Annotated in this window: 19 protein-coding genes and 1 pseudogene; 9 read left to right on the top strand and 11 right to left on the bottom strand. The window is 56.7% G+C overall.

Features of this window, described 5'->3' with window-relative positions; all coding sequences use genetic code 11:
- Positions 1 to 876 precede the first annotated feature (876 nt).
- Together MKI83_RS09055 and MKI83_RS09050 are read left to right on the top strand one after the other, a co-directional pair.
- On the top strand, positions 877 to 1,116 hold the full coding sequence (locus MKI83_RS09055; RefSeq protein WP_170050294.1) for a type II toxin-antitoxin system RelB/DinJ family antitoxin: 240 nt from the start codon (positions 877 to 879) through the stop codon (positions 1,114 to 1,116).
- Positions 1,106 to 1,403, top strand: a pseudogene (locus MKI83_RS09050) (type II toxin-antitoxin system RelE family toxin). Before MKI83_RS09055 ends, MKI83_RS09050 begins: the two are co-directional and overlap by 11 nt.
- A 63-nt stretch (positions 1,404 to 1,466) precedes the next feature.
- On the opposite strand, the gene MKI83_RS09045 reads toward MKI83_RS09050, so the two are convergent.
- Both MKI83_RS09045 and MKI83_RS09040 read right to left on the bottom strand, forming a co-directional pair.
- Positions 1,467 to 3,548, bottom strand: a complete 2,082-nt coding sequence (locus MKI83_RS09045; protein ID WP_241585052.1) for an autotransporter domain-containing protein — start codon at positions 3,546 to 3,548, stop codon at positions 1,467 to 1,469.
- Positions 3,549 to 3,848: 300 nt separating this feature from the next.
- Positions 3,849 to 4,445 (bottom strand): hypothetical protein, encoded by a 597-nt coding sequence (locus tag MKI83_RS09040; protein WP_241585050.1) that lies wholly within the window; start codon positions 4,443 to 4,445, stop codon positions 3,849 to 3,851.
- A gap of 854 nt (positions 4,446 to 5,299) precedes the next feature.
- Between MKI83_RS09040 and MKI83_RS09035 the strand changes: the two genes are divergently transcribed.
- Complete coding sequence (locus MKI83_RS09035) at positions 5,300 to 5,551, top strand: DUF2061 domain-containing protein (protein WP_241585049.1); 252 nt, start codon at positions 5,300 to 5,302, stop codon at positions 5,549 to 5,551.
- Here MKI83_RS09035 and MKI83_RS09030 read toward each other — a convergent pair.
- Positions 5,548 to 5,985 carry an abscisic acid-deficient protein Aba4 family protein gene (locus MKI83_RS09030; protein WP_241585048.1) on the bottom strand — a complete coding sequence of 146 codons (438 nt, stop codon included), beginning with the start codon at positions 5,983 to 5,985 and terminating at the stop codon, positions 5,548 to 5,550. The two genes, MKI83_RS09035 and MKI83_RS09030, sit on opposite strands and share 4 nt — an antisense overlap.
- 99 nt (positions 5,986 to 6,084) lie before the next feature.
- A complete protein-coding gene (locus MKI83_RS09025) occupies positions 6,085 to 7,095 on the bottom strand; it encodes an AraC family transcriptional regulator (protein WP_370867377.1) in 1,011 nt (336 codons plus the stop codon).
- Positions 7,096 to 7,286: 191 nt separating this feature from the next.
- On the opposite strand from MKI83_RS09025, the gene MKI83_RS09020 reads away from it, so the two are divergent.
- Positions 7,287 to 8,165 (top strand): MaoC/PaaZ C-terminal domain-containing protein, encoded by an 879-nt coding sequence (locus MKI83_RS09020; RefSeq protein ID WP_241585047.1) that lies wholly within the window; start codon positions 7,287 to 7,289, stop codon positions 8,163 to 8,165.
- 110 nt (positions 8,166 to 8,275) lie between these two features.
- Positions 8,276 to 8,725, top strand: a complete 450-nt coding sequence (locus MKI83_RS09015; protein WP_241585046.1) for a thioesterase domain-containing protein — start codon at positions 8,276 to 8,278, stop codon at positions 8,723 to 8,725.
- Between the two features lie 12 nt (positions 8,726 to 8,737).
- Here the strand turns inward: MKI83_RS09015 and cysQ are convergent, their stop codons facing one another.
- Complete coding sequence (cysQ, locus tag MKI83_RS09010; RefSeq protein WP_241585044.1) at positions 8,738 to 9,553, bottom strand: 3'(2'),5'-bisphosphate nucleotidase CysQ; 816 nt, start codon at positions 9,551 to 9,553, stop codon at positions 8,738 to 8,740.
- The gene (nudE, locus tag MKI83_RS09005) at positions 9,543 to 10,112 is read right to left on the bottom strand and encodes an ADP compounds hydrolase NudE (protein WP_241585042.1); all 570 of its coding nucleotides are present in this window, start codon (positions 10,110 to 10,112) and stop codon (positions 9,543 to 9,545) included. Before nudE ends, cysQ begins: the two co-directional genes overlap by 11 nt.
- Before the next feature lie 57 nt (positions 10,113 to 10,169).
- On the opposite strand from nudE, the gene yrfG reads away from it, so the two are divergent.
- Complete coding sequence (gene yrfG / locus MKI83_RS09000; protein ID WP_241585040.1) at positions 10,170 to 10,841, top strand: GMP/IMP nucleotidase; 672 nt, start codon at positions 10,170 to 10,172, stop codon at positions 10,839 to 10,841.
- Here the strand turns inward: yrfG and aguA are convergent.
- From aguA to MKI83_RS08975, 5 genes are all read right to left on the bottom strand, one after another.
- Positions 10,838 to 11,947 (bottom strand): agmatine deiminase, encoded by a 1,110-nt coding sequence (aguA, locus tag MKI83_RS08995; protein ID WP_241585038.1) that lies wholly within the window; start codon positions 11,945 to 11,947, stop codon positions 10,838 to 10,840. The two genes, yrfG and aguA, sit on opposite strands and share 4 nt — an antisense overlap.
- Before the next feature lie 86 nt (positions 11,948 to 12,033).
- The gene (gene aguB, locus MKI83_RS08990) at positions 12,034 to 12,915 is read right to left on the bottom strand and encodes an N-carbamoylputrescine amidase (RefSeq protein WP_241585036.1); all 882 of its coding nucleotides are present in this window, start codon (positions 12,913 to 12,915) and stop codon (positions 12,034 to 12,036) included.
- Between the two features lie 695 nt (positions 12,916 to 13,610).
- Positions 13,611 to 14,243, bottom strand: a complete 633-nt coding sequence (locus tag MKI83_RS08985; RefSeq protein ID WP_241585034.1) for a TetR/AcrR family transcriptional regulator — start codon at positions 14,241 to 14,243, stop codon at positions 13,611 to 13,613.
- A gap of 74 nt (positions 14,244 to 14,317) precedes the next feature.
- The gene (locus tag MKI83_RS08980; protein ID WP_241585032.1) at positions 14,318 to 15,604 is read right to left on the bottom strand and encodes an NAD(P)/FAD-dependent oxidoreductase; all 1,287 of its coding nucleotides are present in this window, start codon (positions 15,602 to 15,604) and stop codon (positions 14,318 to 14,320) included.
- A gap of 71 nt (positions 15,605 to 15,675) precedes the next feature.
- Positions 15,676 to 17,064 carry a glutamine synthetase family protein gene (locus MKI83_RS08975; protein ID WP_241585030.1) on the bottom strand — a complete coding sequence of 463 codons (1,389 nt, stop codon included), beginning with the start codon at positions 17,062 to 17,064 and terminating at the stop codon, positions 15,676 to 15,678.
- A 281-nt stretch (positions 17,065 to 17,345) separates the two neighbouring features.
- Between MKI83_RS08975 and MKI83_RS08970 the strand changes: the two genes are divergently transcribed.
- The 3 genes from MKI83_RS08970 (at position 17,346) to MKI83_RS08960 (ending at position 20,976) form a co-directional block, all read left to right on the top strand.
- Positions 17,346 to 18,104, top strand: a complete 759-nt coding sequence (locus MKI83_RS08970) for a gamma-glutamyl-gamma-aminobutyrate hydrolase family protein (protein ID WP_241585028.1) — start codon at positions 17,346 to 17,348, stop codon at positions 18,102 to 18,104.
- 9 nt (positions 18,105 to 18,113) lie between these two features.
- Positions 18,114 to 19,472, top strand: a complete 1,359-nt coding sequence (locus tag MKI83_RS08965) for a glutamine synthetase family protein (protein WP_241585026.1) — start codon at positions 18,114 to 18,116, stop codon at positions 19,470 to 19,472.
- Positions 19,473 to 19,605: 133 nt separating this feature from the next.
- Entirely contained in the window at positions 19,606 to 20,976 is a 1,371-nt protein-coding gene (locus tag MKI83_RS08960) for an aspartate aminotransferase family protein (RefSeq protein WP_241585024.1), read from the top strand.
- Positions 20,977 to 21,077: the final 101 nt, after the last annotated feature.

The raw sequence follows: 21,077 nt of genomic DNA, 5'->3' as shown, positions 1-21,077 counted from the left end.
TTTTGGATCAGGCTGTTAAGTATAGGTACAGAGCCCAACGTAGGCTGGTCGTGTAGTGAAACTACAGAGAAAAGCCGGAAAATCTCGTTTTGGCACGGGTGAATTCTGGGAGATTCTTAGGCTGGGCTGATAGCTCCAATTCACGCCAATCAAAATAGCATCGCCCACCACCAGAAACCGCTGACGGGCATGACGATGCGAAACACTTGCGGCTTCTTTAAAACAATCCGCATGCGGATGTGCCTGCCACCCTGCTGTAGGTGAGCAAGGTTAGTTCCCTACCCCTTCCCTGAAGAACCCCGGCCTACCGAAAGGCGAGTCGGGATTTTTCATTTCTGAATAGGCCATAAGAATTACTCACCCACTGCAACCCTGCCTGAGGGGACAGGCAGATTCTCTTGGCACCAGCGGCAACCACTGTGTTTTGGTTTAACGCCCGTAAATTGGATTTCTCAATCGCATTAAGATTTTTCCGATGAAATCGACGCCAAAGAAAGCTTTAATGGCCTAATGGTGAAGCGCTGATTTATCGGCGTTATAGCAGGCTAGGGAGGCTGATACAGAGCACCCGGCTTCACGATAGGGATGAGGGAGTTGCATGGCAAGACGAGCGACTCGCAAAATCATTAACAAAAACGTTAATAAATTCCCGAGCCGTGCGGTGCGTATATCGGACGCTATGTTCAATGACGCCACGCTGCGGACAGGATGCTGGCGACCACTTCAGCATTATGTGACTACTGGGCACCTGGGCTGTGGTGCCGTAGTCAGGAGACACTTGGTCGGTGTATTACTGGCGGGGGTGCCAACCCGCTTGCCAAACGACGGCTACCCTGTCACTGTAAATACGAATGTCATTACAGTGAGGGCCGCACCATGGCGTCCATCAATATCCGCATCGACGACGAGCTTAAGGCGCGTGCTTACCAGGAGCTGGAAAAGCTCGGCGTCACCCCCTCTGAATTGATGCGCCAAGCTTTGCAGTATGTGGCCGAGCGCGGTCAGCTTCCCTTCCGACCGGTACTGATGACCGAGGAAGACGAGGCCCTGATCGCCACAGTACGGGAACGCCTTGCGGCTCCACAGCGCGTGAAGGTCTCGCTGGATGACCTATAGCCTTGAATTCGATGCACGGGCACTGAAGGAGTGGCACAAGCTGGGGGATACCGTCCGCGAGCAGCTGAAGAAAAAGCTCGCTGAGGTATTACTGAATCCACGTGTCGAGGCGAATCGAAGCCAACCGGCTCCATTCGTTGCCTGACTGCTACAAGATCAAACTGCGTAGCAGCGGCTACCGCCTGGTTTACCAGGTGATCGACCATGAGGTGGTGGTGTTTGTGGTGGCGGTTGATCGCCGTGAGCGTGAGCAGGCGTATCGCAAGGCAGCCGAGCGTCTCAAATAGCGGGTTAGGCCGACTGTTTCCCAACACTAGCTGAATACATATCACCACTTGCCGTGCTTTTCGTTAGAAAGCAACTTGGTAAGACGCAGCAAGCCAGTTATCTGGCATTTCACCCTCGGTCGTTCGGTTGAGCATTACGCTGCCCTTTCCGCCTCCAAGTCGTCCATCAAAACCAAGACTAAAGCGCATCCAGTTTTGGTCGTAACTTTGGCCCGGCATATCAAAAGCGGAGATGCCTATCACCTCTCCTGAAACGGATGCAGCTTGGTCGTCAAATCGGTGAACACCCTCCACAAGACTGATCAGATTGAAGCCTGTGTCAAATAGGGGCAGGCTACCCTGAATACCCATGCGCAGATCTGTGGTGTGCTCTGAGTAGCCATCATAGTTAGTGGGCATTCCACCGCTTTTTTCTTGATAGCTTTCCTGCTGATTACGTTGGTACGTTAGATCAATGAAAGGGCTGGCCGATAATCTGCCCAAGTGCGCAGCATTCTCCCAGTCAACCCTTGCTCGTAATCCGTAGCTTTTAGTGTCCGGGTCGCCATAGGAGTAGTCTTGGTTGGTGCCGTTCACATACCCTCGCCGAATATTGTTATTTCCCCAAGAGGCGAAGCCGCCCAGTGTAGTCCACAGGCCCATAACCTCATTGATTGGAATAATGCCTTCAGCTAAAACATAGGTGCTGTCAGCCTCAATATATGAGTCATAAATGTAATTTTGTCGCGCCCAAGTTTGGCCTACGGCTAAGTTCACTTGCGCCAGGCCAAAATTTTGACCGCCACCTATTTCTGTCATTCCGATGTCACCACTATGCTGCCCGTGGTTATCTGTACCCCAGTCGCCGGCTAACCATAGAGTTGACTGCCCCTTCTCTACTCGGCGGGAAAGTGGCCGGCTGTGTGCTCCATTAATCAAGGTAGAACCACTCCGCTGGGCTGCTCTTACGGCTTGAGAGCTGGAGTTCAGGCTGCTTGCAAGATCGTTGATAGTGATGAAAGTGCCAGCACGGGCAATAAAGGCTTCAGCGTTACCGTCTTCGTTGTAGCCAAAGCCAGTCACGGTCAAGCCGTCAGCAGAAATGCTATTAGCACCTTGTAAAATCCATGAAGTCGGAGCAACGCCTGCCCACTCAGCTAGCGACTGCATACCTGTTGCGCTAGTCCAGCGGAAAGCTTCACCGCCCCTACTTGAGTCGCTATAGCCAACGACCACGCTTCCATCATATGAGGTGGCATATGCAGAACTGTGGAGGCTTTCACCGGGGATCGATACAGGACTTAGAGACCCGAGAGAATCGTTCGGACTGAGTAAGTATCTAGGCGAAGCAACTGCCCCGGATAAGTAACCAAGACCTACCATGCCTGTTGAGCTAGTCCAGCGAAAAGCTTCAGTGCCATTGTCTGTAGTACCACTTCCAACAATAACGCTACCATCTGCCGAGGTACCTAGTGCGACACTATTGAAAGTGCCGCCAGTTAGGTCGCCTAGGCCGACCATACCTGTGCCGCTAGCCCAGCGAAAAGCTTCGTGGCCATTGCTTGAGTCGCTATAACCGACGATTACGAGCCCGTCTGCTGATATGCCTTTGGCAGAACTGCTTGGGGTGCCTCCAGTCAAATGGCCAAGGCCTGTCATACCTGCGTCGCTTGTCCATCGAAAGGCTTCAATTCCGCTATTGCTGGAATATCCATCACCAACAACTACGCTGCCATCGGCAGACACAGCGCGAGCATTACTATTACTCCCGCCAGGCAGCTGACCAAGTCCCACCATTCCGGTAGAGCTAGTCCAGCGAAATGCTTCTTGGCCATCGATTGAATCGCTATTCCCTACCACGACACTACCATCAGCCGATGTAGCGAAGGCATCACCATGCCAGCCGCCACCCGGCAGATAGCCAAGGCCTATCATGCCGCTGGCTCTGCTCCAGAGAAATGCTTCGTGGCCATTGGCAGAGTCGCTATAGCCAACCACCACATTACCATCGGCAGATATACCTTCAGCGATGCTATCTGGATAGCCTTCAGGTAGTTCACCAAGCCACTCAACAGATGCAAGAGCTTGATGGCTCGCAATTGATGAGGCGATGCAAAGAGCAAGAAGGGTGTAACGGCATGGCAAAGCAAGCTGACTAGGCAACATCCATGTGATCTCAAAATTCCAAATAAGGAAGGAACCTTACAGTCATTGCGTTTTGGTTAGTAGATGTATCTTCGAATGGCCTATCTTCGATGATGTAGCCACTCAATAATTTGTAGTACACGGTGAATTGCCCCCCATACAAACGGGTCGGCTGGTGACCGGCGAAATGCGTGGTGTGTGCCAGGTGGATGGTGTCTAGCGTACCTAAACTTGCCCGTATGGCTTCGCCAAGGTGTAACTTGGTGAGCTGAAGGAGTCCAACCTGGGGACAGGTGTGGGTTCAGAGTTACCTCGCTAGCGTCACGGCAATAGCTGACCTTCAAGGTTATAGGCTTTGTCTGTCAGCATGACATTCAGCCTTGTGCCATCACAAATAGTGACTAATTCACCGCCACATCCTGGGTGGGTGAAACCGATGGGTTTTGGCGTGGACGCCATGTCGAAATAGTCTTTTTCGTGATGCGGAAGCGGGGCCCACTCTTCAGAGCTACAACGCATGCAACGTCCTTGACTTGTCCGTTTTGAAAGGGCCGCTCGGCGTAGTCGGTATGTAGCTAAGTCCTCCTCCGCAGATTTGATTTCGGACTCAAGCCTTATCTGTTTTATGCCTTTCCTTGCGTGAAGCTGCCACCAGCGCCTTTTGGGTGAGGAGTCGGTGAGTTCTTCTTGAAGCGCTATGCATAGGGCATCCAGTTGTTGTTGAAGGTCAGCCTCACCGAGTGCGGTGGGCAATACTTCAACCGCTGACAAACCATTGCAGAGATGACACCAGCCTAGCGTGACCGCCATCCTGACTTTGCTTTCGCTATATAAATAGTAGCGGTAGCCCCAGGTAGCAGCGTCCCAGCTTCTGTAATCGCAAGCGGTACATTGATAAGTCGTAACGGGCATCGACATGGGGCCTTCCTTGGTCTGATTGGCTAACGCTCAGAATATCCGGTGCAGGCAGCTAGCGCAGCAGTGCGTCGAACTCGCCATTTGCATGCCATAAGTTATGGCGAATGGCTTACATAAGTTAATGGCGTTTGCCGCTATCTGCTCTTGGCGCTCAGTATTAATCTGCTTACATCCACAGAGCGAAGGAATCGCTCGGAATCATGGACGATTGACCATCGCTAGGACGCACTGACAGGATGTCAGATGGTTAGGAGCGAAACCCGCCAAGGCGGGTTTTTTATTGTCTTGGAAAAAGCTCAGGCATCCTGCCCGCTGATTCGCTTGCCCTCTCATACAGTTATCAGGCTCCGTCCGTCGGAGGTGGAAAGTGACTGTTTCCTACTCGGTGGATTCGCCGTAATCTGATTCGCATTGACAGGTTGTCAATCTAAACGTGCCTTGAGGCCTGTCTTCGAAACGCATCCTGTACCACTGAAATGTAGTGCCGATTAAAGCCAGTTTCAGATGTTTGCGGAAAATGACACTTAATATGGCTCAATCATGCCAATAATTGCGCCCAATTCGCCCGTAAGTCATTGATTTATATAGAGTGGCGAATGTCAGGTTTATCGCCCGTGGACATCAACTGTCGACGCTGGATCTTTGGCATGCTTTCACCCGTGAATGCCATGCCAATGACTATGATTACCCCGGCCTAGTGCCGGGGTTTTTCTTGGTGAGTTAGGTAGGCGTTTAGCTTTAGCGACTGAGCCCAGTGCAAGCGGCTATCGGCCCTATAGAGGAGTCTGATTATTCAAACGCTTGAAGCGCGGTCACACTGTCTCGGTTGATGGTGAGCGCGTAAGGAGCCTCAGATGAAAAAGACAGCCAGTTTTGCCGTTGTGCACTTTTCTGTGGCCTTTAGCATGGCTTATGCCTTGACCGGCAGTGCTTGGGTGGGCGGCGCGATTGCGGTGTTAGAACCGGCGGTGAATACGGTGGCGTTTTACCTTCATGAGCAGATTTGGCAACGCCGGCAAGCGCAGAAGGTTGTCGCCACTGCTGCGCCTACCGAGCTGCCCGCCTACGACCACAATTGCATGGCCGGTTACTGCATACCGGCTTAAGCGCTGTGCCCCAGACTGATCAGCAAAAAAAGCAGCAGTCCTAACGGGCCAAACATCAGTGCCAGTAGATAGCAGGGGATCAGCCACACATGACCGATGCCCTGCATGGCGCCTTGCTGCTGGATGTACAGCCCTGCCAGTAGATCGAAAGCCAGAATATGAATCCAAGCGGCTAATACGGCTTTGGGGTTGCTGAATAAAGCCAGCACGCCGCGCAGGCTAAAAAAACCTGGCTTGCCGGCATCGGCAGCGCCGCGTGAGGTCAGCGCGGCTTTCAGTGCCAGCGCGTACAGCGCACACAACAGGACTAAAGCCACGCCTAAAACAAACTGTGGGCCGCTACTCCACTGTGGCAATGCGATTAACACCAGCCACCCACTCAGCGCGGTAAAGCTCGACAGTTGAAATAAACGCGGTTGGCTTAGTGCAAACATAAAAGACTCCTGCCTCGGTGAGGGATCAATGTGCCTGATTGCACATTGCGCGGCAGCAATCAGTGATGGCCTGAATACTGAGTTATCGCCCGGTAGACGTTATTCGCCGTGATCGTTAACCCCGCGCCGACTACGACGGTATTCCACTGGGGTTTGATCAGTCCAACGGCGAAAGGCGCGATAAAATGTGCTCGGTTCGGAGAACCCGGTTAGGTAGACGATTTGGTCGATGGACTCATCAGTACCTGCGAGTAAGCGTTTGGCTAAACGGCAGCGATAATCCCCGAGGATTTGGTTGAAGCTGCTGTCGGCATTGGCTAGGCGTGAGCGCAACAAGCGCGGGCGCAAGCCCAGCTGCTGGGCTACGCATTCCAGGCTTAACTCGCCGCTTTCTAGGTGCTCACCAATCACGCGGCGCACCGCGTGGATTAGGTCTTGCCGTTCCAGTTCGGCTACCCGTTCGCTAGCGACTTGTTCGTGCAAGGCTAACAGCTCAGGCTCAGCATGCGGGCTGGGTGTATCCAGCCAGTGCGCGGCGAAATGTAGGCTGTTTTCGGTGCTGCCTAAGCTCACGGGGCAGCCATACAAGGCTTGGTAGCGCTCACCGCTCGCCCCTTGGCTAAAGGTGAAGTGCAATGCCGTGGGGTGAAAGCTGCTATCGGTGATCTTTTGGAAAAAAGTAATCACCCCATGTGCCAGCAGTTCGATAAAGGGACGCTGGCTATCGCTGGGTAAATTAAGGCTCAAAATCGCTTGGTCGCCCTCACGTCGTAGCCGGCCTTGCAGCGCGTCACTGAGCAAGCGTTCGTAGTTGATTGCGCGGCGCAGCCCTTCACCAAAGTTGGGACTACTTAAAAATAAGTACTCCAGCACTTGCCCATGATAGGGCGGTAAATGGCTGGCCAAGGTGAGGCCAATATCGGGGTCTTGCGTGAGCTCTTGTAACACTTGCCAAAATTGCTGCTGCGCAGCATGTGGCGTGCGTAGGCGCTTGTCTTGCAAGTCACTCAAGCGTAAGCCGCAACGCTGAATCAACGTGGCAACATCCACGCCGGCGCTGGTCATGGCTTGCAAAATCAGACGAAGTAACACCCCAGAATCGGTTAACACATCTAGACTCTTTGTTGTCGTGAAAGCGCCATCCTACTGGCTTAGGCCGGTGCTGCAAAGCAGCTAAAGGCGTGGCTTTGGCCAACCTTTTGGGCAGTAGGGCGCATACATGCATTTATGGTTTTCTAGCCATCTGCAAACTCGGTGTGAATAGGGTTTGCGCAGTGATGTAGTAGAAAGAGGAGCAAAGCATGTCGGCCGATAATGTAGTCCGTTTAGAAAAAAGCCCAGCGATGAGCGGCTTGTATGTGCGCGCTTTGCTGCGCCGTACCGACGGACAACAAGACTTACCCACACTGGCGGTGGAACTCGATGACCAGCGTGTCGACATGCGCCATGTCCAGCATTACCGGCATATCTGCGGCTTTTCGGGCCAAGGCCCTTTGCCGATCAGTTATCCGCATATGTTGGCGTTTCCGTTACATCTGGCGTTGATGACTGATAAAGCCTTCCCCTTCCCGCTGTTGGGTTTAGTGCACGTCAGCAATCGGATTGAGCAACTACGCCCCGTGTGGCCGCGCGAAGTGCTGCGGGTGAAGTGTTATTTGGGCGAGCTCAAGGCGCACCCCAAGGGACAAACCTTCAGTATTCATAGCGAGATTTGGTCAGGGCGCGAATGCTGTTGGCGCAGTGAAAGTGTCAACCTGTTCCGCGGCGCACCAGTGAGCGGCCCTCAAGCGGTAAAGAGCAACTCAATCGATACGTTGGACGGTTTAGTCGAGACCGATCGCTGGCCGTTACCCAGCAGTTTAGGCCGTGCCTATGGGCGGATTTCCGGCGACATTAATCCGATCCACTTGCACCCGTTGAGCGCCAAGCTGTTTGGCTTTGAGCGCCACATTGCCCACGGCATGTGGCTTAAGGCGCGCACCTTGGCCAAGCTGCTACCGACCGAAGAGCGCCGAGCGGTGCAGGTGGCGGTGGAGTTTAAACGTCCGGTGTTCTTGCCGGCGGAGCTAAGCCTGCGTGAAGCCTCCCGCAGCGAGACGAAAAAAACGTTTGCGTTGTACAGCGCCGATGGCAGCGAACTGCACCTGCAAGGCCAGTTGGATTACCTGCGTGGCGTTTAAAGCCTGCCGTTCATTTCCCTAAAACCGCTTAAGTAAAAGGTGACTAACAAGTCACCTTTGAGCGTCTGCCCCTTGTTGTCTTTATTGTCTTAAGCCACAAGGAATACGGTATGGCGCAGGCCGCCCGCTATTTAGAAGCCATTCTTCACCACGACATCCCCCTCACCCGCGCCATGGGCCTCAAGGTGCTCAGCTGGGAGGCGCGACAATTGCGCTTGGGTGTGCCCTTGGCTGCCAACATCAATCACAAAAGCAGCATGTTCGGCGGCAGTTTGTACTGTGCGGCGGTGTTGGCAGGTTGGGGCTGGTTGCATTTGCGCTTGCACGAGGCCGGCATCAGCGATGGGCATATCGTGATTCAGCAAGGCAAGGTGGATTACCCCGTGCCAGCCCTTGGGGATGTGATCAGCGAGTGCAGCGACCCCGGTGATGCGGCGTGGGATAAGTTTGTGAAGGTGTATCAGCGACACGGCCGCGCACGAATCAACTTGCACAGTCGTGTGCTGTTTGAAGACAAAGAAGTGGTGACCTTCAGCGGCCAGTTTGTCCTGCACCGCTAAAGATCCGTGTGGTTAGACGTTTGTCGCGCGTAATAACGCCTCGCGCCACGGCGCATCAGCAGGCAGGGCGATGAAATGCGGGTTGAGATAACTTTGCGCGGCCGGGTACTCCAGCACGCTGCCATCGAGCCGTAATACGCAGCCGTCGGCGCCTTCTAACACGGCCTGCGCCGCCGCAGTATCCCATTGTGAGGTGGGTGCCAAGCGCGGATACAAATCGGCTTTGCCTTGAGCCAGTTGGCAGAATTTCAGTGAGCTACCGACACTGACTAACTCGTAAGCGCCGACATGTTCATTTAACTGCGCTAACAGTGCTTCTTGTTGCGGGCTGCTGTGGCGTTTGCTGGCCACGACTTGCAGCGGCGTGTGTGTTTGCCGCGCGGCAATTGCCTGCGCTTCGCCGCCGTCGGCTTCGCGCCAAGCACCTTGGCGTAAGCCGCCGAAGTACAACAGCGCTTGCGCGGGCACACCGACCAAACCGAACAGCACACGGCCTTGCTCGATCAGCGCAAGGTTGACGGTGAACTCATCGCTGCCGCTGATAAATTCTTTGGTGCCATCCAGTGGGTCGATCAACCACCAGCGTCGCCACGCTTGTCGTGTGGCTAATGCAATATCGCAGGACTCCTCAGACAGCACCGGAATATCCGGCGTGAGCGTGGCTAAGCCGTCGAGCAAAATGCGATTAGCGGCTAGATCAGCGGCGGTCACCGGCGAGTCATCGGCTTTACGCTCTACCGCGACGCTGTCGCACCAAAAGGGCAAAGTGGCAGCGCCCGCCTCGCGCACCAGTTGTTTTAAGGCGTCTAGCGGCAGTTCATTGAGCATTCAGCCCACCTCGTTCGGTCAAAATATCGCGGGCCAAGTACAGCGCAGCCAAGGCACGGCCTTCGCTAAATTGTGGGTGGTTAATCAGTTGGCGTAGCTGCGCCAGTGCAACGCTGGACAGCCCCATTGGCTCTGGCTCATCGCCGGGCAGCTTTTCTTCGTACAGATCCCACGCCAGCACAACGTGGATGCGTTGGCTCATGTAGCCGGGCGATAACGACAACTCACCGAGCAATTCCAAGTGATGCGCGCCGAAGCCCGCCTCCTCTTTGAGCTCGCGATTGGCCGCCGCAAGTGGGCTTTCCCCCGGCTCGATTAACCCTTTGGGAAGCGATAACTCGTAGGCGTCGGTGCCGGCGCAATACTCTTCAACCAACAGCGCGTTGTGCGCATCGCGCATGGCCACCACCATCACTGCCCCGTAACCGTTGGCTTTACCGGCTAGACGCTCGTAGGTGCGCTCGACGCCGTTGCTGAACTTCAGTTGCAGCTCCTCGACGGCAAACAGCCGGCTGCGGGCAACGATTTCACGGTTTAGTACGGTTGGTTTGGCGCGCATGCGAGTTCTCCCTCATTCTGCGGCTATCATACGCAAGTTTTGTAAAAGGGCTGTGGCATGCAATTACCTTGGCACCAGATCGACACCGTGCTGCTCGACATGGACGGCACTCTGCTGGATTTGCACTTTGATAATCACTTCTGGCTGGAGCACTTGCCCGCGCGTTATGGCCAATTGCATGGCCTAACGTTGCAGCAGAGTAAGGACGAGTTGTACCCACTGTTTGCCGCCCAGCAAGGCCAGCTCAGTTGGTACTGCCTGGACCACTGGAGTCGCGAGCTCAAGCTATCGATCCCTGATCTTAAGCGCGAAATCATGCACTTGATTGCCCTGCGTGAAGACGCGGCGGAGTTTCTCAAGGCGCTGGCAGCAAGCGATAAGCGCGTGCTGTTGATCACCAATGCGCACCGTGACTCGCTATCGTTGAAGATGGAGCGAGTCGAGCTAGCGCCCTATTTCGAGCGCTTGATCAGTGCACACGACTACGGTTACCCCAAAGAGCAACAAGCATTTTGGGATGCCCTACAGGCCGATGTCGGCTTTGCCCCAGCTCGCAGCTTGTTTATTGATGACAGCCTGCCGGTGCTGCGCAGCGCGGCGCAGTACGGTGTGGCGCACCTGCTGGCCGTGCGCCAACCCGATAGCCGCAAAGGGCCCAAAGACACCGATACCTTTGCCGCCGTAGAGGATTACCGCCAGCTATTGCCGGGCCTTAGCGCGGCGAGTTAACCGCGTTGTGGGGCGGGTTGCTGCTGGGTGATGCAGTGGATATTGCCACCGCCAAGGAGAATCTCGCGGCCGGGCACCATCACCACGTCGTGCTCAGGGAATATGCGCTTGAGGGTGGCTTCGGCCTCGGCGTCTTTTGGGTCATCAAAGCGGGGCGCGATGATGCCGCCGTTGACGATCAAGAAGTTCACGTACGAACCGGCCAAGCGAATCGAGGGATCGCGCGGCTGGCTGCTGGCCGCCAAATCAACACCGGCACATTCTTCAGCGCTGGCATGCAGCGGCCCGGGGATGGCGATTTTGTGCACGGTGAGGGCGCGGCCTTTGGCGTCGCGGCTGTTTTCGAGCACCTTGAGCGCCGCCTGACAGCGCGCGTAATTAGGGTCGCGCTCATCGTCAGTCCACGCCAGCAGTACTTCAGCGGGGCGCACGTAGCAGCAGAAGTTATCCACGTGGCCGTCGGTTTCATCGTTAAACAAACCGTCGGGCAGCCAGATCACGGTGTCGATGGCCAAATGCTCGGCCAGCAGTGCTTCGATCTGCTCGCGGTTAAGGTGCGGGTTGCGGTTGGCGTTGAGCAGGCACTCCTCGGTGGTGATCAGCGTGCCTTCGCCATCCACATGGATTGAGCCGCCCTCGAGCACAAAGCCCTCGGTGCGATAGCGCGCGCAACCTTCGATCTGCAGCACCTTGCGCGCCACTTGGTCGTCTCGCTGCCAGGGGAAGTACAAGCCGCCATTGAGCCCGCCCCAGGCATTGAACTGCCAGTCCACGCCGCGCACTTCGCCTTGGTTATTCAGCACAAAGGTCGGGCCGGTATCGCGTACCCACGCATCGTCGCTGCTGATTTCGACAACGCGAATATTGCGCTGGCCGGCTAAGCGCTCGGCGGCGTTCTCATACTGCCCCGCATTGACGCACACGGTGACCGGCTCAAAGCGCGCGATGGCCTCGGCCACGGCGCTAAAAGCAGCTTGCGCGGGCTTGCCACCTAAGCGCCAGTTATCGGGGCGTTCGGGCCACACCATCCACGTTTGCGTGTGCGCCTCCCACTCGGCAGGCATGCGAAAGCCATCGGCGCGGGGTGTGCTGGTCAGTGTGGTCATGAGGTCACCAATGCGAAAGCGGGAATAACGAAGATCAATCGGCCAGTAGCGCGTGTCGGTGTACCCAGCACGCGCTTGGAAGAGGCTTACTCAGAGGCCATCTCGCCGTCTAAGGTGCCCAACGGCCAGTACAGATTAGGACGACGATCGCGGAACACGCCCCACGCGGTGCGGGTTTTTTCCAGCGCCGTAAGGTCAAAGCTGTGGACCAAGATGCCTTCTTCGGTCTGGTTTAGCTCTTGCACCTTCTCACCAAACTCGTTGGCGATGAAAGACGAGCCGTAGAAGGTGATGTCGTAGCCGTCTTGCTCTTCTTTGCCGATACGGTTGCTGGCAATCAGCGGCATCAGGTTGGCACCGGCGTGGCCTTGCTGCACGCGTTGCCAATGCTCGCGCGAGGTGATGCTCGGGTCGTGCGGCTCGCTGCCAATGGCGGTGGGGTAGAACAGAATTTCTGCGCCCATCAGCGCCATGCTGCGCGCGCACTCTGGGAACCATTGGTCCCAGCAGATGCCGACGCCGATTTTCGCAAACGCGGTATCCCAAACCATAAAGCCGGTATCACCCGGGTTGAAGTAATACTTCTCGCTGTAGCCGGGGCCGTCTGGAATATGGCTCTTGCGGTAGGTGCCTAGATTGCTGCCGTCGGCATCGATGATGGCGATACTGTTAAAGCGGGCGCGGCCAGCGCGCTCGTAAAAGCTGATCGGTAGCACCACGTTAAGCTCGGCGGCGACTTTGCTGAAATGGGCAATGGCGGGGTTTTCTTCCACGCTGGTGGCCAGCTGGGTGTAGTCGGCGTTCTGCTTTTGGCAGAAGTACGGGGTTTCGAACAGCTCCTGAATCAGGATGATCTGCGCGCCTTTGGCAGCGGCTTGGCGCACCAGCTTTTCGGCGTTGGCGATATTGGCCTGTGAATCCCACGAGCACGCCATCTGGGTGGCGGCGACGGTAACCATGCGTGACATAGAGCACCTCGAAAAGTCGGTGGATGAGCGTTATCTGAGGCTAGCAGATGTTGCGAGTGGGGATTTTATAACCGATAAATATCGATTTTGATAGGTGATTATTTTCGTTTGTCGGTTTTATTCGGCACTAAGGCCGATAAAGATCGGTATATGGTGGCGGGGTTTGTAGGCCGGGTTAGTCACAGGCATAACCCGGATGGCAGGGCGCAGGCCTGCTGGGGAGTGCAAAGCGGTGGGTTTTGACCTACTGCGCCAAGCTGACTGCTGAGTGTATCGAGCCCTCTTGTTCCGCCCTTGCCGGGCGGCGCACTTTTGTCTTGGCAAAAGTACGCAAAACCGCTCGCCCCGACTATCCGGCTCGGCTGCGCCGAGTCCCATCGCTCCGGCAGGCTTACGTGGGGCCACGGCGAAGGGCTATCCCTAGCCCATCGCCGCTTGCGCCGCATCCCTGCGGCTTACCCCACTACAGCCAGCCTGCGCTCAGTCGGATAAAAGGGGCGATTGGTGCAAGTCGCACCATAAGTGATGGCTTCGCCAAAAAGCTTTTCGTAGTTTTAATCTGCAAACCGCCAAACTACAGACCTGCACCAATGCCTCCTCCAGCAGCACGCGCAAAGCCCGATGGGCTTATGGACGACGGCATAGATGCAGGAGGCTGAGGGCGATGCAGGGGAGTTAGCGTTAACTTCTGTAGCTCAGTCACTACGGTGTGATTGCGGCACCAAATACACCGGCAAATACAAGCCCAAATACGCTTCAAACACCCGCATGCCCTCTTCGGCATAGTACGGGGTGATATGCCCGTGCAGTTGCACCGAGCGGGCGTACACGCGGTCGCCCAGTTCTAGGGCGAGGGTGAACAGGTCGACGGGGTTGTCGAGTGCCGGCAGTTGAAAGCGCTGGTTAAACAACTGATACAAGCGTTGGCCGAGTTGTTCGTCGTGTTGGCGGTCGGCGGCGGTGATGTCGGCTTGCGCGTGGCTGGCGAGGATTAGCTGACAGGCGGCGGGGTCTTGGCGGTACACCGTGAGCATGCGTTGCTCGATCACACGCGCCAGTTCGCGCCAGGTGGCGTGGGCGGGCAAGTCGATTGGTGCTTCTAAACAGGCGCGAAAGGCGGCATGCACTTCTTCGGTTAGGCCCTGACACAGCGCCGCGACGTTAGGGAAAAAGTGGTACACCGAGGACGGCGGTATGTCAGCGCGTTCGGCCACGGTATACATGCTCAACTGCGTCAAGCCGTGCTCGCTCAGCAAGCTGCGGGCGGCGCTAAGAATGTGCTGAATGCGTGCTTGGCTGCTGGCGCGTGGTTTACGCGGGTTGCTCATCGAAGCCTCAAACCGGGCGGTGCAAACGGGAACGACTGGTTATTGGACGGCAGTATGGCCGCCGTGCGCAAGTGTTATAGCCCGAGCGCATCGCGCAGCTGATACCAAGCCACCGCACCTAAACGTGCAGCGGTTTGCAGGTGACTGCCGGGCGGCACGGGGCTGTGCGGTAGGCGGCTAAACAGATCAAACCGTTGGCTGTCGCAGGCGATGGCCTCGGCCATCAGTAAGCCCGCTAAGCCGGACAGTGCGACTCCTTGGCCGCTGTAGCCTTGGGCGTAGTACACCTGTGTCCCCAAGCGGCCAAATTGCGGCGCACGGTTGGCGGTCATGGCCAGCAGGCCACCCCAGAGGAATTCGAAATCGTAGCCGGTCAGTTGTGGGAAGACCGTGTGCATGCGCCGGCGCAGGGTGGCGCGCAGATCACGCGGTTCGCGCCCGGTGATCGAGGCGCGGCCGCCAAACAGTAAGCGGTTATCGGCGGACAGGCGGTAATAGTCGATCACAAACTGCATGCTGCACACCGCCGCGCGGCTAGCGATCAGTTGAGCGGCTAGCTCAGCTGGCAAGGGGGCGGTGGCGCCGATAAAACTGCCGACCGGCATGCTGCGCTGCTGCTGCCAAGGGATGAGGTCGCCGATGTAGGCGTTGCCGGCCAAGATCACCTGCTGTGCTTGTACATGCCCGCCGTTGACGTGCACATCGACATGTTGGCGCTGCGGACGAAGCTGCTGAGCGCGGCTGTGCTCAAAAAAACGCACACCGGCGGTGCGGGCGGCAGTGGCAAGGCCGAGCAGGTAATTGAGCGGGTGCAAGTGCCCGCTGTATTGATCCAGCACGGCGCCCTGATACAAGGGGCTGCCAACCGCTGCTTGCAGTGCATCGCCATCTAAGTAGCGCAGGTGTGGGTAGTGATAGTGCTGTTCTAAGTCGCGCTGCCAGGCGTGCAGGTCGCGCACTTGGCGCGTGGTGGCGGCGGCCAGCAGGCAGCCGTCGGTGAGGTCGCAGTCGATGTTGAATTGCGCCACTCGCTGGCGCAGCAAGGCCACCCCTTCCACCGAGAGCTGCCACAGCTTGTCGGCATCTTGGGCGCCGACTTTGCCGCGCAGGGTGCTCTGTTCGCAGGCCAGCCCGACATTGATTTGCCCGCCGTTGCGCCCGCTAGCACCCCAGCCCAGTTGTTCGGCCTCCAGCACGATGACCTGATAGCCGCGCTCGGCCAAGGCCAGTGCCGCACTGATGCCGGTATAGCCGCCGCCAATGACACACACATCGCAGCGTTGCCAGCCTTGCAACGGAGCATAGGTTGGCCGCGCTTGGGCGCTGGCTTGGTAGTAGGAGTGGGCGTGGCTGCTGAGCATCAAGGCTTCCTTTTCAGTGCCTAGAAACAACAGCGCCGACTCAAGGAGTCGGCGCTGTGGACAACGGGGGCTTACACGGTGTGCAAGTACCAGTTGTATTCCAGATCCGAGATGGTGGTCTCGAACTCTTCCAGCTCGGCTTCCTTACAGGCGACAAAAATGTCGATGTAATCCGAGTTGATGTACTGGTTGATCACTTCGCTTTCATCCAACTCGCGCAGGGCATCACGCAAGTTGTTCGGCAGCGAGGGTTCGTGCTGCTCGTAGGCGTTGCCTTCGGTGTCTTCCGGCGGCTGGATCTTGTTGACCAAGCCGTGGTGGATACCGGCCAGCACGGCCGCCATGAGCAAGTAAGGGTTGGCGTCGGCACCGGCCACACGGTGCTCCACGCGCAAAGCGTTTGGCGTACCGGTGGGGATACGCAGTGCCGTGGTGCGGTTGTCGATGCCCCAGCTCGGCGCGTTGGGCACGTAGAACTGCGAGCCAAAGCGACGGTAGCTGTTCACGTTGGGGCAGAAGAAGGCCATGCTCGCGGGCATGGTTTCTACCAGACCCCCTACAGCGTTGAGCAGCGGTTGGTTTTCCAGCGGGTCTTCGGCGGCAAAGATGTTGTTGCCGTCTTTATCGATCAGCGACACGTGGACGTGCAAACCATTACCCGCTTGGCTGGGGTACGGCTTGGCCATGAAGGTGGTGTCCATCTCATGGTCGTAGGCCACGTTTTTGATCAGCCGCTTGAGCAGCACCGCGTGATCGCAGGCTTGGATGGCGTCTTCAACGTGAATCAGGTTGATCTCGAACTGGGCTGGCGCCGACTCAGAGACAATCGCATCGGCCGGCAAATTCTGCCCGCGTGCGCAATCAATGATGTCCTGCAGGCAGTCAGAGTACTCATCCAGATCGTCGATGGAATAAACCTGTGTCGATTGCGGACGTTTGCCGGAAGTCGGCGAACGCGGCGGCTGCGGACGGCCGTTAATGTTCTCCTGATCGATCAGGTAGAACTCCAGCTCAAACGCGGCACACACTTTCAGGCCCATTTCATCGAAGCGCTGTACTACTTGGCGCAGAACTTCGCGGGGGTCAGCGAAGAAGGGTTCGCCTTCGTGCTCGCCTTCTTTTTCATGCATGGTCATTAGCAGCTGCGCGGTGGGGCGCTTTTGCCAAGGCTCGACACTCAAGGTGCCGGGGATGGGGAAGCAGACCATATCGGCGTCGCCGATATCCAGGCCAAGGCCTGTGCTTTCTACAGTACTGCCGTTGATGTCGAGGGCGAATAAAGACGCCGGTAAGTTGATGCCTTTCTCATAAACCTTGACCAGATTATTCCGGTCAACCCGTTTACCGCGTACCACGCCATTCATATCCGCAATCAAAAGATCGACGAACTGAATATCCGGATGCGCTTTGAGGAAGGCTTCGGCTTCTTCGCGACGGACGAGAGAAGGAGGAACCGCCATGATGGATACACTCAGTTGTTGTTAAAAATTTTCATCATTTAATGCACTAAGCGCGAGTGAATCCCAAAGCCTTGGGGAAGTCAACTGCACACTTGGTTGCACTCATAGGGTGCAGTATAGGCTAACTAGCGCCTAAAACAGGGCCTTTTTAGCCGTGCCGCGCAGGCGCCGCTTGGGCTTGCTGGGGTGTTCAGAATATTTCACAAAACCCGGTTGTGAAAAAAAATGAACAAGGCTAAGCTCGGCTCACATTCAGCAAAAGCCCTCGAGGCCCTTGGATCATGTCAGCCACTCGCCTACCCGTTATCGGCGTTACTGCGTGCACTAGCCAAATTGGCAAGCACCCCTTTCATATAGCAGGGGATAAGTATGTACGCGCGGTCTCTTTGGGTGCCGGTGGTCTGCCGTTAGTGATTCCAGCGCTCAGTGATTTGCTGCCAACCGCGCAATTGCTGGCGCAGCTCGATGGTTTGCTGTTTACCGGCTCACCGTCGAATGTTGAGCCGCACCATTATAAAGGCTCGCCCAGCGCGGAGGGCACCCAACATGACCCCGCGCGTGATGCGACCACCCTGCCCTTGATTCGTGCCGCCATTGCCGCGGGCGTGCCGGTGCTGGGGATTTGTCGTGGCTTCCAAGAGATGAACGTCGCCTATGGCGGCACCTTGCATCAAAAAGTGCATGAAGTGCCGGAGTTGATGGATCATCGCGAACCGCAAGATCAACCGCTGGATGTGCAATACGGTCCGGCACACGATGTTCATGTTGATCCCGGAGGGGTCATGGCGGGCCTTGGTCTGCCGGAGACATTCCGGGTCAACTCGATTCACGGCCAAGGGGTCGATCAACTCGCCCCTGGTCTGCGCACTGAGGCTCGCGCTCCCGACGGTTTGATTGAGGCCTTCTCAATCGCGAACGCACGCACTTTTGCTTTGGGCGTGCAGTGGCATCCGGAATGGAAAGTCACCGAAAACCCGAATTACCTGGCCATTTTCCAAGCCTTTGGTAAGGCTTGTCAGGAACGTGCCAGCCAACGTTGAGCCTCTGTTATGGATATTGCGATCAAACAATTAAGCGAATGGCTTAAGAGCAACCAGATCACCGAAGTGGAGTGTCTGGTCAGCGACTTAACCGGCATTCCGCGCGGCAAGATTTCCCCGACCAATAAGTTTCTCGATGAAAAAGGCATGCGCTTACCTGAAAGCGTGCTGCTGCAAACCGTGACCGGTGACTACGTCGAAGACGACACCTATTACGAGTTGCTCGATGAAGCGGATATCGACATGGTCTGTCGTCCGGACGAAAACGCCGTGTACCCGGTGCCATGGGCGATCGAGCCAACGGCGATGGTGTTTCACGACACCTTCGATAAGCAGGGCAACCCCATCGAGTTGTCGCCGCGCAACATCTTAAAAAAGGTGCTCAAACTCTACGCCGATAAAGGTTGGCAGCCGATTGTGGCGCCGGAGATGGAGTTTTACCTGACCAAGCGCAGCAGCGATCCGGATTTCCCACTGGAAGTGCCGATTGGTCGCTCGGGTCGCCCAGAAACCGGCCGTCAGTCGTTCTCGATTGAGGCGGCCAACGAGTTCGACCCGCTGTTTGAAGACATGTACGACTGGTGTGAGCTGCAAGGCCTCGATCTGGATACCCTAATCCACGAAGAAGGCCCTGCGCAGATGGAGATCAACTTCCGTCACGGCGACCCGTTGCAGTTGGCCGACCAGATCTTGGTGTTTAAACGCACCATGCGCGAGGCCGCGCTCAAGCACGATGTAGCGGCGACCTTTATGGCTAAGCCGATCACCGACGAGCCCGGCAGTGCCATGCACTTGCACCAAAGCATTGTCGATATCGCCACGGGGCAAAATATCTTCGCCGCAGAAGATGGCGGTATGAGTGAGTTGTTCCTCAACCACATCGGCGGCCTGCAGAAATACATCCCCGCGATGCTGCCGCTGTTTGCGCCTAACGTGAATTCATTCCGGCGCTTTTTGCCGGACACCTCCGCGCCGGTCAACGTGGAGTGGGGTGAAGAAAACCGCACCGTCGGCTTGCGCGTGCCAGATTCCAGCCCACAAAACCGTCGGGTCGAAAACCGCTTAGCCGGCGCAGATTGCAACCCTTACTTGGCGATTGCGGCCAGCTTGCTGTGCGGCTACATCGGCATGGTTGAAGGTTTAAAGCCTAGTGCGCCGGTTAAAGGTCGCGGTTACGAGCGCCGCAGCTTGCGCCTGCCGCTGACCTTAGAGGCCGCGTTGGAGCGCATGGAAGACAACAAGACAGTGAAGAAGTACTTGGGCGAAAAATTCGTCACTGGCTTCGTCGCCGTCAAACGCGCTGAGCAAGAAAACTTCAAGCGCGTGATCAGCTCTTGGGAGCGCGAGTTCCTGCAGTTCTCGGTGTAACCCACACCTAACGCCGCACTGGGATGTGCGGCGCCGTTTGTTCCGCGGGTGCTGGCCACAAGCCAAGCCTCGCAGCCCCATCTCACGAAGAGTCCGGCGGCGCCCCAAAACAACAAAGGCCACGAGGTGCCCTATGAGCCAGAAGGCTGCGGTATCGACCCAAACCCTACAAGCGCAATGCCGCGAGCATGTGCTGCCGCCGTTCACTGACTATCAAGCGTTGAACGCTAAGGGCGCGCGGGTGATTACCCGTGCCGACGGCATTTATATTTGGGACAGCGAAGGGCACAAGATTCTCGACGGCATGGCCGGCTTGTGGTGCGTCAACGTCGGCTACGGCCGTCAAGAGTTAGTCGACGCCGCCGCCAAACAAATGCAAGAGCTGCCGTTCTACAACCTGTTCTTTCAAACCGTGCACGTGCCGGCGATTGAGCTGGCCAGCGAAATCGCCAGCGTGGCGCCCAAGGGCATGCGCAAGGTGTTTTTTACCGGCTCAGGCTCGGAGTCCAACGACACGGTGTTGCGCATGGCGCGCCATTTTTGGGCATGCCAAGGCCAGCCTGAAAAGAAATGGATCATCGGCCGCGAAAACGGCTATCACGGCTCTACCGTGGCTGGCGCCAGCTTAGGTGGCATGAAAGCCATGCACAGCCAAGGTGATCTGCCGATTGCTTACATCGACCATATCCCGCAGCCGTATTGGTATGGCGAAGGCGGCGATATGACCCCCGATGAGTTCGGCGTGTGGGCGGCCGAGCAGCTGGATAAAAAGATTCAACAGATCGGCGCCGACAAGGTGGCCGCTTTTATTGCCGAGCCGATTCAAGGCGCGGGCGGCGTGATCATTCCGCCGGACACCTACTGGCCGACGATCAAAAAGGTGCTGGCCAAGTACGACATCCTCCTGGTGGTCGATGAAGTGATCTGCGGCTTTGGCCGCACCGGCGAATGGTTTGGCAGCCAGTACTATGACCTGCAGCCGGACTTGATGCCGGTGGCCAAAGGCATGACCAGTGGTTACCTGCCCATGGGCGCCGTGCTGGTGGGCGATCGCGTGGCTAACGTGCTCACCGAGCAAGGCGGCGAGTTCTATCACGGCTATACCTATTCAGGGCATCCCGTGGCGGCGGCGGTGGCGCTGGAGAATCTGCGCATTCTCAAAAGCGAAAAAATCGTCGAGCGGGTTAAAGCTGAGACGGCACCCTATTTGCAGAAGAAATGGGCCGAGTTGGCCGATCACCCGTTGGTGGGTGAAGCCCGTAGCGTAGGCCTAGTGGCTGCGCTCGAGCTGGTCAAAAACAAGCAAACGCGTGAGCGTTTTGCCGGCGGCAACACAGGGATGCGCTGTCGTGAACATTGCTTTAGCAGTGGGCTGGTGATGCGAGCGGTGGGCGACACTATGATTATTTCGCCGCCACTGGTGATCACCTGCGAGCAGATTGATGAACTGGTTGCGTTGGCGCGCCAAGCCTTGGATGCCACTTGGGCAGAACTGAACGCTTGAGCAACGCCACGCGGCTTGCCAGACTTGCGCGAGTGCGTAGGCCAGGCTCACGGTAGGTGACCCCACGCACACCTGCTGGACATAGCAACAATAACGAGGAG

It is taken from the genome of Atopomonas sediminilitoris, assembly GCF_022601735.1.
GTDB classification, from domain to species: domain Bacteria; phylum Pseudomonadota; class Gammaproteobacteria; order Pseudomonadales; family Pseudomonadaceae; genus Atopomonas; species Atopomonas sediminilitoris.
Note: the sequence above shows the minus strand (reverse complement) of the source record. Positions and strands in the feature narration are given on the sequence as shown.